13 protein-coding genes are annotated in these 16,277 nt (G+C 64.4%); 7 read left to right on the forward strand and 6 right to left on the reverse strand.

From position 1 onward, the window contains the following. Nucleotides 1-81 precede the first annotated feature (81 nt). The 7 genes from RA20_RS17670 (at nucleotide 82) to RA20_RS17700 (ending at nucleotide 8,090) form a co-directional block, all read left to right on the forward strand. Complete coding sequence (locus RA20_RS17670; protein WP_039131749.1) at nucleotides 82-705, forward strand: DnaJ domain-containing protein; 624 nt, start codon at nucleotides 82-84, stop codon at nucleotides 703-705. A gap of 156 nt (nucleotides 706-861) precedes the next feature. Continuing rightward, nucleotides 862-1,521 (forward strand): hypothetical protein, encoded by a 660-nt coding sequence (locus RA20_RS17675; protein ID WP_052249054.1) that lies wholly within the window; start codon nucleotides 862-864, stop codon nucleotides 1,519-1,521. 197 nt (nucleotides 1,522-1,718) lie between these two features. Continuing rightward, nucleotides 1,719-2,123, forward strand: coding sequence for a BLUF domain-containing protein (locus RA20_RS17680; RefSeq protein WP_039131752.1), 405 nt, complete (start codon nucleotides 1,719-1,721; stop codon nucleotides 2,121-2,123). 371 nt (nucleotides 2,124-2,494) lie between these two features. After that, nucleotides 2,495-3,481, forward strand: coding sequence for a cobaltochelatase subunit CobS (gene cobS / locus RA20_RS17685; RefSeq protein WP_039131755.1), 987 nt, complete (start codon nucleotides 2,495-2,497; stop codon nucleotides 3,479-3,481). Nucleotides 3,482-3,648: 167 nt separating this feature from the next. Then, the gene (gene cobT, locus RA20_RS17690; RefSeq protein ID WP_039131757.1) at nucleotides 3,649-5,526 is read left to right on the forward strand and encodes a cobaltochelatase subunit CobT; all 1,878 of its coding nucleotides are present in this window, start codon (nucleotides 3,649-3,651) and stop codon (nucleotides 5,524-5,526) included. Between the two features lie 357 nt (nucleotides 5,527-5,883). Further along, entirely contained in the window at nucleotides 5,884-7,674 is a 1,791-nt protein-coding gene (locus tag RA20_RS17695) for an aminopeptidase P family protein (RefSeq protein WP_039131760.1), read from the forward strand. 74 nt (nucleotides 7,675-7,748) lie between these two features. Beyond that, entirely contained in the window at nucleotides 7,749-8,090 is a 342-nt protein-coding gene (locus RA20_RS17700) for a DUF427 domain-containing protein (protein WP_039131762.1), read from the forward strand. A 193-nt stretch (nucleotides 8,091-8,283) separates the two neighbouring features. Here RA20_RS17700 and RA20_RS17705 read toward each other — a convergent pair whose 3' ends face one another. From RA20_RS17705 to ftsZ, 6 genes are all read right to left on the reverse strand, one after another. After that, nucleotides 8,284-8,475, reverse strand: a complete 192-nt coding sequence (locus RA20_RS17705) for a hypothetical protein (protein ID WP_039131764.1) — start codon at nucleotides 8,473-8,475, stop codon at nucleotides 8,284-8,286. 186 nt (nucleotides 8,476-8,661) lie between these two features. Further along, nucleotides 8,662-10,344: a chloride channel protein gene (locus RA20_RS17710; RefSeq protein WP_039131766.1), complete on the reverse strand. Its 1,683-nt coding sequence runs from the start codon at nucleotides 10,342-10,344 to the stop codon at nucleotides 8,662-8,664. Nucleotides 10,345-10,433: 89 nt separating this feature from the next. Further along, a complete protein-coding gene (recN, locus tag RA20_RS17715) occupies nucleotides 10,434-12,083 on the reverse strand; it encodes a DNA repair protein RecN (RefSeq protein ID WP_039131769.1) in 1,650 nt (549 codons plus the stop codon). A gap of 27 nt (nucleotides 12,084-12,110) precedes the next feature. Continuing rightward, nucleotides 12,111-12,959 (reverse strand): outer membrane protein assembly factor BamD, encoded by an 849-nt coding sequence (locus RA20_RS17720; RefSeq protein ID WP_039131772.1) that lies wholly within the window; start codon nucleotides 12,957-12,959, stop codon nucleotides 12,111-12,113. A gap of 226 nt (nucleotides 12,960-13,185) precedes the next feature. Beyond that, nucleotides 13,186-14,121: a UDP-3-O-acyl-N-acetylglucosamine deacetylase gene (lpxC, locus tag RA20_RS17725; protein WP_039131774.1), complete on the reverse strand. Its 936-nt coding sequence runs from the start codon at nucleotides 14,119-14,121 to the stop codon at nucleotides 13,186-13,188. Between the two features lie 212 nt (nucleotides 14,122-14,333). Continuing rightward, nucleotides 14,334-16,052, reverse strand: coding sequence for a cell division protein FtsZ (gene ftsZ / locus RA20_RS17730; RefSeq protein WP_039131776.1), 1,719 nt, complete (start codon nucleotides 16,050-16,052; stop codon nucleotides 14,334-14,336). Nucleotides 16,053-16,277: the final 225 nt, after the last annotated feature.

Below are 16,277 nucleotides of genomic sequence, written 5' to 3' on the forward strand. Positions count from 1 at the left end.
CCGCGCCCCCTTCAATCCGGCGCGCCTTAGATTAAACTGCGGCCTCCGAGTCGAACAGATGCGTCTGGAAGGTGCACCCAAATGAGCAAGTCCGATCCTTTTGGCTTTGATATGTCCGTCCGCTCCGCGAAAAAGAAGAACCCGCGCGGGCGCCGGGCGGCCACCGGAGCGTCCGAAACATCCCAGCGCGTCTGCGACAAGGAAGGCTGCAACGAGCCCGGCAAGTTCCGCGCGCCGAAAGCCCCGGATGTGCTGGATGACTTCTACTGGTTCTGCCAAGAGCACGTGCGCGAATACAACAACCAGTGGAACTTCTTCGAAGGCACCACCGAAGCCGAGATGAATGCGCAACGCTCCAAGGACAAAGTCTGGGAGCGTGAGACCAAGCCGATGGGCGACCCTGAAGCCCGTGCCTGGGCCCGTCTGGGCATCGAAGATCCGCATCAGGTTCTGGGCGCCAACGCAACTCAGAACCCGGGCCGCAGCGCCAAGGCCGGCCGCCGCCTGCCGCCCACCGAACGCCGCGCCGTCGAAATCCTGGAGGCCAAGGACGACTGGTCCAAGGCCGACATCCGCAAGGCCTACAAAAAGCTGATCAAGGTGCTGCATCCGGACATGAACGGCGGCGACCGCAGCCAGGAAGAGCAGCTGCAGGAAGTCATGTGGGCCTGGGACCAGATCAAGGACAGCAAGAGCTTCAAATAAGCCTGCAGGTGCGGTTTACCAGGGCGGCGCACAGCCGCCCTTTTTCTTTGCCTGGCCCATGCTTCCCGGCTTGCCGTGCGCCCTTGCCCGGGCGGGCAGCCGCCCATCCGGCCGCAGGCGCTTGCAGCCGCCTCCGGTTTGCAGCTAACTCGCGCCATGCCAGCCAAGATTTTTTCGATGGAAGCGCGGGCGGACGGCAGTGCCCGGCTCGCGCTCAAATTCAAACCTGCCGGGCGCAGCGGCATCCAGCGCATTTCCTGCGATGTGCCGCCGGAGGGCCTGGTGCAGCTTGTTCTGTTCACTGAAGCGCTTTGCCTGCGCGCCGCCGCAGGCCTGCCAGCCGCCTCTGAAGTGGCGCTTGAGGGGCTGGCTCTGTCCTTCGACCCGGACCGGCAGGACATCCTCGTGGAGCGGCAAGCCGGCTACTCGCAGCAATCGGCCCGCCTTCCGGCAGGCAGTTTTCTTTCCGGAATGGCCGCGATGACTGAAATCTGCATCGCCCGGGCCGAGGCCTCGAAACACGGGCAGGATCTCAAGGCGCTGCTGGCCGGCTGCCCAGCCCCGGACGGACTGGCAGCGCTGCCGGCCAGGGATGAGGCAGAGCAGGTTCTGCACCATCTGCGAGAGATCGCCCTGCTGCTGCTGACGCAGGAGGCCGCCGCCCGCGGCTCTGCGCTGGCCCGCAAGCTGCGCGGCAAGAAATCCCGCGACCAGGCCGAGGAATCGGTCCGCAGCCTTCTGCACGGGCTGGCTGCAGAACTTGTTGCACCGCGGGAAGCCCCTTCCGCCACACCGGCTCCTGCCGCTGAAGCCTGACCTCCGGCCTTTTCACCGCAGGAGGCCTGCATTCTGAAGTCCAGCTGTCTATCCTTTGGGATAGCTGCTGGCGCCTTTGCTCCGTCCGGGGCGCTGTTTCTATCCCTTTGCAGGCAGGCGGAGCACGCGAATCCCGTATAGATTGAATTTATCGAAAATCTTCGCCCGCACAGCCCCGCCCGCACAGGAGACAGACCATGAACCGCCTTACCCTCAAAGCCACCGCCGCCGCCGGCCTGTCCCATCAGGACATTGGCAAATTCATCAACGCAACCCGCCCGCACTGCCGCCGCGGCGGCGTCACCGGCCTGATGATCCGCGAAGAGGATGCCGTCCATTTCCTGCTCGAAGGCCCCGAAGCCGAACTGCAGGAAGTCACCAGCCGGATCCGTGCCAGCGGCCTGTTCGGGCAGGTCCTCACGGCCGGAGAAATGCCGATCCGCTTCCGCGCCTTTGACAGGATCTGCCTCGCCTATGCCAAACCCGGAAACCTGCCTGAGGACATGCGCCGGGAAATCACCATGCTCACCGGGCTGGAGTTCGGGCTTGGCTCCGGCCTCACCTTTGAACAGGAATTCGGACCTCCTGCGCTGGCCGCCTGAACCCCGGATCAGCTCTCCTGGCTGTTATCTGAAAACTGCCCGTGGCCGCCGCAGCCATGGGCGGTCTTTTGCCGAAAATTTACATTTCCGAACATTCTGCTTTGAAGCCTTCCCGCCGCCGGCTACGCAAATATGAGCCGGCCGCAGCATACCCCCCCGAAGCTTGACAAGAGCCGGCGATACGCGCCCCCTGCTGCCCGGCCGGGGGCGCAGTTTCGTTGCAAGCCCCGCTTCCGACTGTCCAGTTCCCATCCAATCGCATCTTCAGCTGGTTTGAGGCGCGACTTTCCCTTGCGCGCGCGCGCCAGATCGGGCACCAATCCCGCGGATTGGACCCTGAAGGCAGGGAAGTGAGATAAGGATCGACTGGGATGACCGACGGCTTTGTAGACATGAATGCGAAACCGACCGAAACAATTTCGGTCCGCGATGTGTTCGGGATCGACACGGATATGACCGTCAAGGGCTTTGCCGAAGGCTCTGACCGGGTGCCGGCAATGGACCACACCTACAAGTTCGACCCGGAAACCACATTGGCCATCCTGGCCGGCTTCAGCCACAACCGCCGCGTGATGATCCAGGGCTACCACGGCACCGGCAAATCGACCCACATCGAACAGGTTGCCGCCCGCCTGAACTGGCCTTCTGTCCGCGTCAACCTGGACAGCCACATCTCCCGGATCGACCTGATCGGCAAGGACGCGATCAAGCTGCGCGACGGCAAGCAGGTGACCGAGTTCCACGAAGGCATCCTGCCCTGGGCCCTGCGCAACCCGGTTGCCATCGTATTCGACGAATACGACGCAGGCCGCGCCGACGTGATGTTCGTGATCCAGCGTGTTCTGGAGCATGACGGCAAGCTGACCCTGCTGGACCAGAACGAGATCATCACCCCGAACCCGTTCTTCCGCCTGTTCGCCACTGCCAACACCGTTGGCCTCGGCGACACCACCGGCCTTTACCACGGCACCCAGCAGATCAACCAGGCACAGATGGACCGCTGGTCGCTGGTCTCGACCCTGAACTACCTGAGCCACGACGCCGAGGCTGCGATCATCCTGTCGAAGGCACCGCATTACAACACGGCCGAGGGCCGCAAGACCATCTCCCAGATGGTGACCGTTGCCGACCTCACCCGGACTGCCTTCATGAACGGCGATCTGTCGACCGTGATGTCGCCGCGGACGGTGATCAACTGGGCCCAGAACGCCGAGATCTTCCGCAATGTGGGCTATGCCTTCCGCCTGTCGTTCCTGAACAAATGCGACGAACTGGAACGCCAGACCGTGGCCGAGTTCTACCAGCGCTGCTTCGACGAAGAGCTGCCGGAAAGCGCCGCGAGCGTCTCGCTGGGCTGATTTTGACGTGCCGCCCGGCCGAAAGGCCGGGCAGCGCCCGACCCGCCCCCCACGGGGCGGGCGCTTCGCTTCCTGCCCCGCCGGGACGGGCGCTGCCCTAACCGCAGCCCGCCCACTGGACTTTACCGGAGGCTAAGGCGATGCTGACAAGCGGATAAGGTGCGACCATGAAAAAGCCAAACGACAACCCAGCCGATCCGTTCAAGAAGGCGCTGGCTGAAGCCACCAAGGTGATGGCCGACGACCCGGAGCTGTCGGTGAGCTATACCGTCGACCCTTCGGGGCTGTCGGGCGATTCAATGCGGCTGCCGCAGGTCTCCCGCCGGATGACCCGCGAAGAAGTGCTGCTGGCCCGCGGCACCGCCGATGCGCTGGCACTGCGCCACAAGTTCCACGACGACGCCACCCACGCAAAATACGTGCCGCAGGGCGAAATGGCCCGCGACCTCTATGAGGCGATGGAAACCGCCCGCTGCGAGGCGATGGGCGCACGCCACATGCCCGGCACTGCTTCGAACATCGACGTCAAGATCCGCAACGAGTCGATCCGCCGCGGCTACGACCAGATGAAATCCTCCTCCGAGGCGCCGCTGGCTGCCGCCGCAGGCTTCCTGGTGCGCCACCTGGCGACCGGCCGCGAGCTGCCGGAAGGCGCCTCCAACATCATGGAGCTGTGGCGCGGCTTCATCGAATCCCAGGCCGGCGGCACGCTGGAAAACCTGGACGAAACCATTGCCGACCAGGCCGAGTTTGCAAAACTGGCGCGCAAGGTGATCTCCGACCTCGGCTATGGCGACCAGCTGGGCGATGATCCGGACGAGCTGGACGACGACACGGGCGACGAGGCCGAAGACAACGCCGAGGAGCAGCAGGACCCGGACAGCACCGGCCAGGACGACTCGGAAGAGGAACAGGCCGACGCCTCCCCTGAGCAAAGCCAGGAGCAGCAGCAGGACGAAAGCCAGGCCCAGGTCTCGATGGACGAGATGGCCGACGAGGAGCTGGCCGAAGACGTGGAGATGCCCGACGGCGAAGCGCCGCTGGAGCCGCCCGCGCCGCCGCCTGCCTCCGAGGCCGATCCGGACTATAAGGTGTTCCTCGACACCCACGACGAGGAAATCAACGCCGAGGACCTGGCCGAACCTGCAGAGCTGGAGCGCCTGCGCGCCTATCTCGATCAGCAGCTGGAACCGCTGAAGGGCGCGGTATCGCGTCTTGCCAACAAGCTGCAGCGCCGCCTGCAGGCGCAGCAGAACCGCTCCTGGGAATTCGACCGCGAGGAAGGCATCCTCGATGCCGGCCGCCTCGCCCGGGTGGTTGCCAACCCGACCACGCCGCTCAGCTTCAAAGTCGAGAAAGACACCGAATTCCGCGACACCGTGGTGACTCTGCTGCTCGACAACTCCGGCTCCATGCGCGGCCGCCCGATCTCGATCGCGGCGATCTGCGCCGACGTTCTGGCCCGCACCCTGGAGCGCTGCAACGTGAAGGTCGAAATCCTCGGCTTCACCACCCGCGCCTGGAAGGGCGGCATGGCGCGCGAGGCCTGGCTGAACGACGGCCGCCCGCAGCAGCCTGGCCGCCTGAATGATCTGCGCCACATCATCTACAAGGGCGCCGACGCTCCGATGCGCCGCACCCGCGCCAACCTCGGCCTGATGATGAAAGAGGGGCTCTTGAAGGAAAACATCGACGGCGAGGCGCTGGAATGGGCCCACCGCCGCATGGTGCACCGCCAGGAAGCCCGAAAGATCCTGATGGTGATCTCGGACGGTGCGCCGGTGGACGATTCGACGCTGTCGGTGAACCCTGCGAACTACCTTGAAAAACACCTGCGCGACGTGATCGCCATGGTGGAGAAGAAGAAGCAGGTGGAACTGCTGGCGATTGGCATCGGCCACGACGTGACCCGCTACTACCAGCGCGCGGTGACGATCACCGACGTCGAGCAGCTGGCGGGTGCCATGACCGAACAGCTGGCGGCCCTTTTTGACAGCGATCCGCGCGCCCGCGCCCGCGTCATGGGCATGAAACGCGCCAGCTGACAACGGACGCTGCTAAAGGCGCAAACGGAGCACTCCCGCGCCTTTGGCCAGCATCTAAGATGCCGTCAAAAGCCTTGGGCGTGGCCGCGCGCATCCGCGCGCGGCGGCACCGGAGGCCTCGGCCTCCGGTGCCCGGCCCAACCGGGCGAAGGGCATCTTTGATGCCTTGAGAACGGGCGGGAGCGCCCCCCCGGTCCGATAGTTCCGCAAGGTCCCGGTCATTCTCCGCCGCCCGGGCTTGCCAGCCGCGGGGCGATTTGGGACAAGAAGGAACGCGCGGAGGCTTCCGCGCCTTTTCTTTGCCGCCAGGGACCGCCGTCCCCAGCCGCCCCGCCCGTCAAGCAGGAGAGTTGCCCCATGTATCAGACCTTCGATGTGACTGCGCGCCCGGAGCAGGGCCCGCCGCGGCTGGCAGCATTGCGCAAGGAATTGGCCGCCGAAAACCTCGACGGCTTTCTGGTCCCCCGCGCCGATGCGCACCAGGGCGAATATGTCGCCCCGCGCGACGAACGCCTGGGCTGGCTTACAGGCTTCACCGGCTCAGCCGGCTTCTGCGCTGTACTCAAGGAGACCGCCGGCGTCTTCATCGACGGCCGCTACCGCACCCAGGTAAAGCGGCAGGTGGCCGCCGACTTCACGCCCGTGCCCTGGCCGGAGGTGCAGCTGGCGGACTGGCTGAAAGAACAGCTGCCGCAAGGCGGCAAGGTCGGTTTTGACCCCTGGCTGCATGCCGCCGGGCAGATCACAGCGCTCACCCGCGAGCTAAAGGGCAGCAGCATCACCCTGGTGCAATGCGGCAACCTGGTGGACCGCATCTGGGCGGATCAGCCCGCGCACCCGATGCAGCCGGTAGCGGCCCACCCGCTTGACTACGCAGGCGAAAGCGCCGCAGACAAATGCGCCCGCCTGGCCAAGGGCTTGCAGGAAACAGGCCAGGCGGCTGCTATCATCACCCTGCCTGACAGCATCATGTGGCTGCTCAACATCCGCGGCGGCGATGTGGCGCGCAACCCGGTGGCGCATGGCTTTGCCATCCTGCACAGCGACGCCCGCGTAGATCTGTTCATGGCGGCGGAGAAGCTCGCAGGCCTTGAGGGGCATTTCGGCCCCTCGGTCTCGCTGCACGCGCCAGAAGACTTCCTGCAGGCCGCTGCCGCACTCAACGGCTCAGTCGCGGCGGACAATAGCACTCTGCCGCAGATCGTGGCCGACGCGCTGGGAGAGCGGCTGGTGCCGGCAGGCGACCCCTGTGCCCTGCCCAAAGCCCGCAAGAACGCAGCTGAGATCGCAGGCAGCGCCGCTGCCCACCTGCGCGATGGTGCCGCCGTAATCGAACTGCTGGCCTGGCTCGATGCCCAGGCGCCCGGCACACTCACCGAGATTGATGTGGTCAAGAAACTGGAGGAATTCCGCCGTCAGGACCCAGCCCTGCGCGATATCAGTTTTGAGACCATCGCAGGCACCGGCGAGAACGGCGCCGTCATGCATTACCGGGTGACGGATGAGACAGACACCAGGCTTGAGGACGGCCACCTCTTGGTGCTGGACAGCGGCGGCCAGTATCTGGACGGCACCACCGACATCACCCGCACCATTGCCATCGGCACGCCCGGCGATGAGGAGCGCGCCGCCTTCACCCGCGTGCTGCAGGGCATGATCGCCATGTCCCGCCTGCGCTGGCCCAAGGGGCTGGCAGGCCGCGATATCGAGGCGATCGGAAGAATGCCGCTGTGGCTGGCAGGCCAGGACTTCAACCACGGGCTTGGCCACGGCGTTGGCGCTTACCTCAGTGTGCACGAGGGGCCGCAACGCCTTGCCCGCACCAGCCATGTGCCGTTTGAACCTGGCATGATCCTGTCAAACGAGCCCGGCTACTACCGCGAGGGCGCCTTTGGCATCCGCATCGAAAACCTGATCGTTGCTGAAGAAGCCCCGGCGCTGGAGACCAGCGACCCGGAGCGCGAAATGCTCAGCTGGCGCACCCTGACCTTTGCCCCCATTGACCGGCGGCTGGTAAACGTGGCAATGCTGACGCCCTGCGAAAAGGACTGGCTGAACGCCTATCACAGGGAGGTGGTTGAAAAGACCGCAGCGCAGCTCAGCCCCGCCGCAAAGGCGTGGCTTGATGCCGCAACTGCCCCCTTGTGACACGCCTTTGTTACATAGGCTGTTACATAGACTGAGCAAAAGACGACACGAACGAAGAGAATGGGAAAACACGCATGACCAATATCCGTATCCGCAAGGCCGAAGGCACCTGGACCGTCCGTTCCGGCGGCGCCGTGTTGGGGGAAACCGCCAACGCTTTGGAGCTGTCGGAGGGCGATCTGGATCCGGTCATCTACTTCCCGCGCGAAGATCTGGCGATGGCCTTTTTCGACAAGACCGACAAGACCACCCATTGCCCGCACAAGGGCGACGCCAGCTACTACTCGATCGCCAACAAATCCTCGGTGACCGAAAACGCCGCCTGGAGCTATGAGGATCCGATCGAAGCAGTTGCCGAAATCAAGGGCTATCTGGCCTTTGTCCTGAGCGACTCCGTGAAAGTGGAGCAGGTCTGATCTGCTCCGGCCTGCGACCGCCCCATTGGGCAGACAGCGGGAAATTCCAGCACCGGCGCTCAGGCGCCGGTGTTTTGCATTTCAGGGATGCCGGCAGCCCAAGGCCCGCTGTACCTGCCCCGGCAGAAGGTACAGAACAACCGCCTGGCACCTTGACCGGATGCCAGCTTCCTTTCTGGGGTGAGAGACCGGATCAGGTAAGCACTGTGCGGCTGAGGTTCAGCCTGGCTTCCTCCAGCGCATCACCTGCGCCCAGCACATCCGTTTCCCGGGCGCATTGGATGGCGTAGTTGATTACCGCTTCCAGTGCCGCCCGTTCATTTGCCCGCTCGTCCGCCTTCATGTTCGTATCAGCCTCTTTTGGGCCGATTTCGAAATTGCGCATGATTTTCCAACCGAAGTGAGTAAGTCTTGCTATGTCGCTCACTTATTGTTGAGACAGCCGTTATCGCAGGGCAACTAATTTCTTAATAATCCCTTTACCGGAATCCCGCACCTGTAGCGGATTTCTCACAGGTCAGGGGAGAGGTGCGGGAAATTTCCCCGTTAGCAACCTCAGATGGCAGGAGCATTACCTGTGTTCTTCCGCGGCGGTGGCAGCCAGCGCCCGGTTGTAGGCCTTCAGCGCGTCCACGTGATACAGCGCACCGATGATCTCCTCGGTGCCGCCTTCTTCCATCATCACCGGCAGATAGGCCACGTCGGCGCGCTCAAACACCGGCATCGCGGCCTCCAGCGAGGCGGAGGCGCGGATGCACAGCCCCTGCTCATGCATTTCACGGCAATCCTCCAGCGTGGCGCAGCGGCTGTCGCCCATCGGCCGCATCACGGCGCCTGCACGGATCAGCGACAGCAGATAGGCCTGCGGGCCGGCCGCACAGTGGATGTTGCGCTTTTCCAGCTGGGTCAGGAAGAAAGACCGGTCCACCAGCCGCGAAGCCAAAGCCGTGGACATCGACACCGACACCATCACGGCAAGGCCGATCTGCCAGTCGCCGGTCAGCTCAAACACAATCAGCGTGGTGGAAATCGGCGCCCCCAGCACCGCCGCGGCAACCGCCCCCATGCCGGCAAAAGCATAAAGCGTATGGGTGCCCGACACGTCCGGCAGCACCGCCGTAGCAATCAGGCCAAACGCCAACCCGGTCAGCGCGCCGACCATCAGCGAGGGCGAGAACACTCCGCCCCCCATGCGCCCGCCCATGGTGATGGCAACAGCCGCGGTCTTGACCGCGGTAAAGATCACCGCCTGCCCCAGCAGCAAGCCGCCGGTCAGCGCCAGCACGGTGGTTTCATAGCCAACGCCGATGATATGCGGGTACCAGACGGCAATCACGCCCAGCATGGCACCGGACACCGCCGGACGCAGCCAGCGCGGCAGATGCAGCCGCTGCTGCACCGTGTTGCCCACCTTGTCGGCAAAAAAGATCGCTTTCATCAGCGCCACCGCCACCAGGCCGCAAATCAGCCCAAGGATCAGGAAAGCCGGCAGCTCCACATAGAATTGCAGCGCCCCCGGTGTCGGCAGGGTGAATTCGGTAACATCGCCGTATTCCAGCCGGTTGATCACGGTGCCTGCCACTGACGCCACCACAATCGGCGCAAAGGCATTGACCGAGAAATGCCGCAGCACCACCTCCATCGCAAACAGCGCACCCGCAATCGGCGCGTTGAAGCTGGCGGAGACGCCGGCCGCCACGGCGCAGCCCAGCAGGTCGCGCCCGGTGATGCCATCGGCGTTGATCCGATTGCTGACCCAGGTGGCAATGACGCCGGCCATATGCACCACCGGCCCCTCGCGCCCCGTAGAGCCGCCGGTCGAGAGGGTGATAAAGGACGCCAGCGCTGAGGCCAGCCCCTCCTTGTGCTCGACCCGCCCATCATTAAGCGCCGCGCCCTCGATCACATCAGCGACCGAGCGCACCCGCCCGTCCGGCGTGAACCGGTCCAGGATCAGGCCAACCACCAGCCCGCCACCGGCTGCAATACCGACCAGCGTGTACCAGGGCAGATCCTGGGCAAAGGAATGCAGGTAATGCACATCCGGCGCGCCGTAGATCCAGCCCTGCAGCGCCGTGATCCCCTTGCGGAAAAACAGGGCGGCAAAGCCTGCTGCAATGCCGATCAGCAAGGCGATCAGCCAGAACTGGAACTGGCTCGGGCCGCGATGGCGCAGCACCCGCCAGATATCCTTCAGGCCGGCCAGCCACTGGACAAGCATTGCGGAAAGGGACGAACGGATTTCTTCTACCATAGCCTGCCAGCGGATCTTTTGTTTTCAATGGCGCAAAACTGCCATAAATCCGGTTAAGGAACCCTCACCCGGCGCCGCTTTTGGGGCGGTTACCCGGCCAGCAATGCGCGGGCCGCAGCGCGGGCCTCATCGGTGATCGTATCACCTGACACCATTCGGGCAAGCTCGTCCACCCGTTCGCCGTCCGCCAGCGGCACCACCTGCGACAGGGTCATGCCGTCGACCACCTGTTTGCGCACCTGCCAGTGATGGCCGCCCAGAGCCGCCACCTGCGGCGAATGGGTCACCACCAGCACCTGGCCGCTGCCCGCAAGGCTGCGCAAGCGGCGGCCCACAGCATCTGCGGTCGCACCGCCGACACCGCGGTCGATTTCGTCGAAAATCAACGTCTTGCTGGCGTCTTCACCGCGCAGGCAGACCTTCAGTGCCAGCAGAAACCGGCTCAGCTCGCCGCCCGAAGCGATCTTGTTCAAGGCGCCAGCCGGCGCGCCCGGATTGGTGGCCACGGTAAAGGCCACCGCATCCATGCCCTCTGGCCCCGGCTCAGCGGTGGTGATGCGGGTTTCAAACACCGCGCGTTCCATCTTCAGCGGCGCCAGCTCCGCCATCACCGCCTTGTCCAGCGCCGCTGCCGCCTGCCGGCGCACCGCGCCCAGCTGCTTTGCCGCCTGCAAATAGGCGGCCTCCGCCGCTTTCAGAGCAGCTTCCTGATCCGCCAGGTTCTGGTCGCCCGCATCAAGTGCTGCCAGCTTGGCGCGCAAAGTTTCGGCATAGCTTGCCAGCTCATCCGGCTGCACGTCGTGCTTGCGTGCCAAGCCCCGGATCGCAAACAACCGTTCTTCGCAGTCTTCCAGCTCGCCCGGGTTGAACTCCAAAGCATCCAGCACCCGCTCGACCCCGTCCTGAGCGTCGCCCAGCTCGATCATCGCGCGGGAGAGTGCGGCCAGCGGCTCATCCAGCCCGGTATCCTCTTCCTGGCCCGTGACGCCTTCCAGCCAGCGCTGTGCCTCGCCCATGGCGCCTTCCGCACCTTCGCTCAGCAGCGCGTGGGCACGGGCGATGTCGCCGCGGATGCGCTCGGCCGCCTGCATCTGGCGGCGGCGGGTGTCCAGCGCCTCGTCTTCGCCCGCCTGCGGGTCCAGCTTGTCCAGCTCTCCCACCGAATGGCGCAGGAATTCCTCCTCGGCCCGCACCGCCTCCAAGGCGGCCCGGGTGGCCTCTACTGTCTTTCGCGCCTTGGCGGCACCGGTCCAAGCAGAGCGCACCTGTGCCAGCAGGCCCTGCACATCCGCGTATTGGTCCAGCAAAGCCATGTGGCCGCGCGGGTTCAGCAACCCGCGGTCATCATGCTGCCCGTGCAGCTCCACCAGGGTTTCCGACAAAGCCCGCAGCACCTCGCCCGAGCAGCGCCGGTCATTGACCCAGGCGGTCTTGCGCCCTTCCGCCGTATTCACCCGGCGCAGGATCAGCTCATCGCCGCCCGGCAGCCCGGCTTCCTCAAGAATGGCATGGGCGGGATGACCGTCGGCAAGCTCGAACTCTGCCAGCACTTCGCCCTGTTTGGCACCCTGGCGCACCAGCTCGGCCCGGCCGCGCCAGCCCAGCACAAAACCCAAAGAGTCGAGCAGGATCGACTTGCCCGCCCCGGTTTCACCGGTCAGCACATTGAGGCCGGGCTGAAAGTTCAGCTCCAGGTGATCGATGATCAGGATATCCCGGATATCAAGCGCGCGCAGCATCGCCCTGCCCCCGTGCCGCAGCGGCCGTTACAGCCACTGCCCTTTGATAGTCTGGCGGTAGATCTGGCTCAGCCAGTTGTTGCCCCGGTCCTTCGGCTTGAGCCCATTGGCCGTCAGCAAGCGGTAGCTGTCCTCATACCATTCAGTCGACTGGAAGTTATGGCCCAGAATTGCAGCTGCAGTCTGCGCTTCGCCGGTCAGGCCCAGCGACAGATAGGCTTCGACCAAGCGGTGCAGCGCCTCTGCTGTGTGGCTGGTGGTCTGGAACTCCTCAACCACCACCCGGAACCGGTTGATCGCCGAAGTGTAGTGGCCGCGGCGCAGGTAATAGCGGCCGATTTCCATCTCCTTGCCCGCCAGATGGTCAAAGGCCAGGTCAAACTTCAGGATCGCCGAATTGGCATATTCGCTGTCGGGATAAACCTCGATCACGGTGCGCAGCGCCTGCAGCGCCTGGAAGGTCAGCCCCTGGTCGCGCCCCACTTCGTCGATCTGGTCGTAATAGCTCAGCGCCAGCAGATACTGGGCATAGGCCGCATCCTCATCCGCCGGGTAGAAATCGATGAACCGCTGCGCAGCGGCACGGCTGTTTTCATAGTCCTTGGTGCCGTGATGCGCGAAGGCCTGCATGATCACAGCCTGCTTGGCCCATTCGGAATAGGGGTACAGGCGCTCAATCTCGGCAAAATAGTATGCCGCATCCTTGGGGCGGCTGTTGGCCAGTTCGAACTCGCCGCGCTCATAGATCTGTTCCGGCGAGAAGGCTTCCAGCGACTCGCCCCGCTTGACGGCGCCGCCGTCTCCGCCGCAGCCCGCCAAGGCTGCCATCAGAAGGATTGCGCCGAGGGTTTTGGCTCCTGCCCTGATGCCGTTCATAGTGCCTAACCTCACCGTCATTGCCTTACGGGTGTGCGCCCCGGTTATGCCGTCTCTAGCATATTCAATTGGGGCGCAAAACGCCTTTTGCCACTTCCGCGTTCACATGGCAGAGAAAGATTGGCCGGGTCAAGGCCAGCCGCCCCTTGCCGGCGGGGCAGAAAGGAAAAGACCCGGGACAATTGGGTCCCGGGCCAGTCTGTCCGCTCGTTCTTTAGTCTCTGCCTTATGCCACGCGGCGCTGCTCGGCCGGAATTTCCGACCAGATCAGTCCCTGTCCCGGCAGCCGTGCGGTCATCGCTGCATCGCAGGCGACGGCCCGGACCGCACCCGGCTCCGCAAACAAGGCACGCAGCAAAGTGTTGGTCAGCGCGTGCCCCGCGCGCTCACCAACGTAACGCCCCAAGACCGGCCCCCCGGCCAGCGCCAGATCACCAAGCGCATCCAGCATCTTGTGGCGAACAGGCTCATCCATGTGGCGCAGCCCTGCGCCGCTTTCGACCCGCTCTCCGTCGAACACAATTGCGTTCTCGCCCGGCACGCCGCCGAGAGCGAGGCCGTTGGCCTGCATGGTTTCAACATCCGCCTGGCGGCAGAAGGTGCGGCTGTCGCACAGCTCACGCGCAAAGGTGCCGTTGCGCATGTCCAGGACCTTGCTCTGGCGGCCGATTGCGGCCTCGGCAAAGTCGATGTGGAATTCGATGGTCAGACGGTCGGACGGCAGCAGGGTGGCGCGGGCGCCGTCCCGTTCCACCGTTACCGGCTTCAGCACTTCAAAGGCGGTCGCGGGCACACCCTGGCGCTGCACACCGTGTTTCATGATGCCGCGCACAAACGGTGCCGAGGAGCCATCGACGATCGGCACTTCCGGCCCGTCGATCTCGATCAGCGCGTTGTGCACGCCGCAGCCGGCCAGGGCCGCCATGATATGTTCGATGGTGGAGACGCTGACACCGGCTTCATTGACCAGGCGGGTGCACAGCGGGCTGCGCTCGACCAGGTCCCAGCGGGCGGGAAGCACAGTGTTGCCCAATGCGATATCGGTGCGCTTGAAGACGACGCCGTGCCCCGCCGGAGCCGGGATCAGGACCATGCGTGCGGGCTTGCCGGAATGCAGGCCGACCCCTTCGAATGCTACCGATGCCTTGAGCGTATTCTGCACGTTGCGCCTCGTTCCACTGTTTCCGGCCACTCGGGGCCGTGTTGCGGATGAGAGTTAAGGTTTTGCCAAAAAAGGCACAACTCAATCTTTGTAACGGATTGAAACATGGGTGTAACAGATAGGCAAAACACCGCTCAGAACCACTTAATGCACTAATATTAAAAAATAAAAAGCCGCCCTGAGGCGGCTTTTTCAAGCGGTTTTGTGAACCGTTAATTTGCCTGGCGGCGCAGGAAAGCGGGAATTTCGATGCGTTCCTGGTCCGGATCGGCCTGCTGGGCCTGCGCCTGCTGCGGCTGGGCAGCCGGTGCCGGCGCCTGCATGGCAGGCTGCTGGCGCACCGCCTGCGGCTGCTGCTTGGCAGCCGGGGCTTCATTGCTGCCGGTCATCCGGTGGATCAGCGAATTGAGACCAAAGCGGCGCTGGCCCTCAGGCTGCTGCGCCTGCTGCTGTTGCTGCGGCGCCGGTGCGGCCGGGGCTGCGGCAGGACGCGCCTGCTGGGCCGCCGGAGACTGAACCCGCTGAGCCGCGGCCTGCAGGCGTTCCAGCGCCTGCGGCGACGGGGTGCCCGGCGCGGGCGCTTTCGGCGCTACAAAAGAGGCTTCGGGCTGCGCGTCCACGGCATCCGCCTGCGGGCGGAACTCCGGCACCTGCGGCTGGTAAGCGGGCGGCGGCAGACCGTCGTCGCCCATCGGTTCGACCTCTTCAAAGATGTCCTCAGCCTGCTCCTGAGCTGCGGCCTGCTCCGCGTTCATTTCGGCAAACAGCGACGGCTCTTCCAGCGCCGGGGCGGACTGTTCCGCTTCGGCGGCTTCCGGAACCGGCGCGGCTTCGGCTGCTGCAGGCTGTTCCACCGGGGTTTCCAGCTCCAGCGGTGCGGCGGTGCGGGTTTCCTCGACGGTCACGGTCTGGCGCAGCGGCGCAGACATCGGGCGGCGCGGCACCGGGATATCGGTGTTCACATCCACGGCGTCGATGCCGGTGGCCACAACGGAGACCCGCATCTTGCCTTCCATGCCGGTATCCAGTGTCGAGCCGACGATGATGTTGGCGTCCGGATCCACCTCTTCGCGGATGCGGTTGGCAGCCTCGTCCAGCTCGAACAGGGTCAGGTCGTGCGAGCCGGTGATGTTGATCAGCACGCCGCGCGCGCCTTTCAGGCTGATTTCGTCCAGCAGCGGGTTGGCAATCGCCTTCTCGGCCGCCTGGACAGCGCGGTCTTCGCCCTCGCCCTCGCCGGTGCCCATCATCGCCTTACCCATCTCGTCCATCACCGCACGCACGTCGGCAAAGTCGAGGTTGATCAGGCCCGGGCGCACCATCAGATCGGTCACGCCTTTGACGCCCTGGTACAGAACGTCATCCGCCATCGAGAACGCCTCGGTAAAGGTGGTCTTTTCGTTGGCAAGACGGAACAGGTTCTGGTTCGGAATGATGATCAGCGTGTCGACAACCTTCTGCAGGCTTTCGACGCCGGCCTCAGCCTGGCGCATCCGCTTCAGCCCTTCAAACTGGAACGGCTTGGTGACAACACCCACGGTCAGAACACCCAGTTCCCGTGCAGCCTGCGCAATGATCGGCGCCGCACCGGTGCCGGTGCCGCCGCCCATGCCGGCAGTGATAAAGCACATATGCGCGCCGGCCAGGTGATCGACGATCTGCTCGATGCTCTCCTCAGCCGCCGCCGAGCCCACCTGCGGACGGGCGCCCGCGCCCAGGCCTTCGGTGACTTTCACACCCAGCTGGATACGCGCTTTTGCCGCGCTCTGCTGCAGCGCCTGTGCATCGGTGTTGGCCACGACGAATTCAACGCCGTCCAGCTCTTTCTCGATCATGTTGTTGACGGCGTTGCCGCCGGCCCCGCCGACACCAAACACCGTGATCTTCGGCTTCAACTCTTCCTGCCCGGGCATCGATAGATTCAACGTCATGCTCTTACCGCCTGTGTTACCCGCCCTTCCCGCAAAGGGCTTGTTCCTGTCCTATTCACCATAATCCTACCGCGCAGCAGATGTTGCGTCATCCAAAAAAGCGCAAAACGCCACAAAATAAGGCCTCTTTCTGAGGCAAACACGCGGTATTTCGCCGTCCCTAGCAGATATTGGGGATCAAGCACAAGCCACACACAACAAAGCTCCGCCATCCGCAAAACCACT

The sequence above is a fragment of the Leisingera sp. ANG-Vp genome (genome assembly GCF_000813725.1).
Taxonomy (GTDB): Bacteria; Pseudomonadota; Alphaproteobacteria; order Rhodobacterales; family Rhodobacteraceae; genus Leisingera.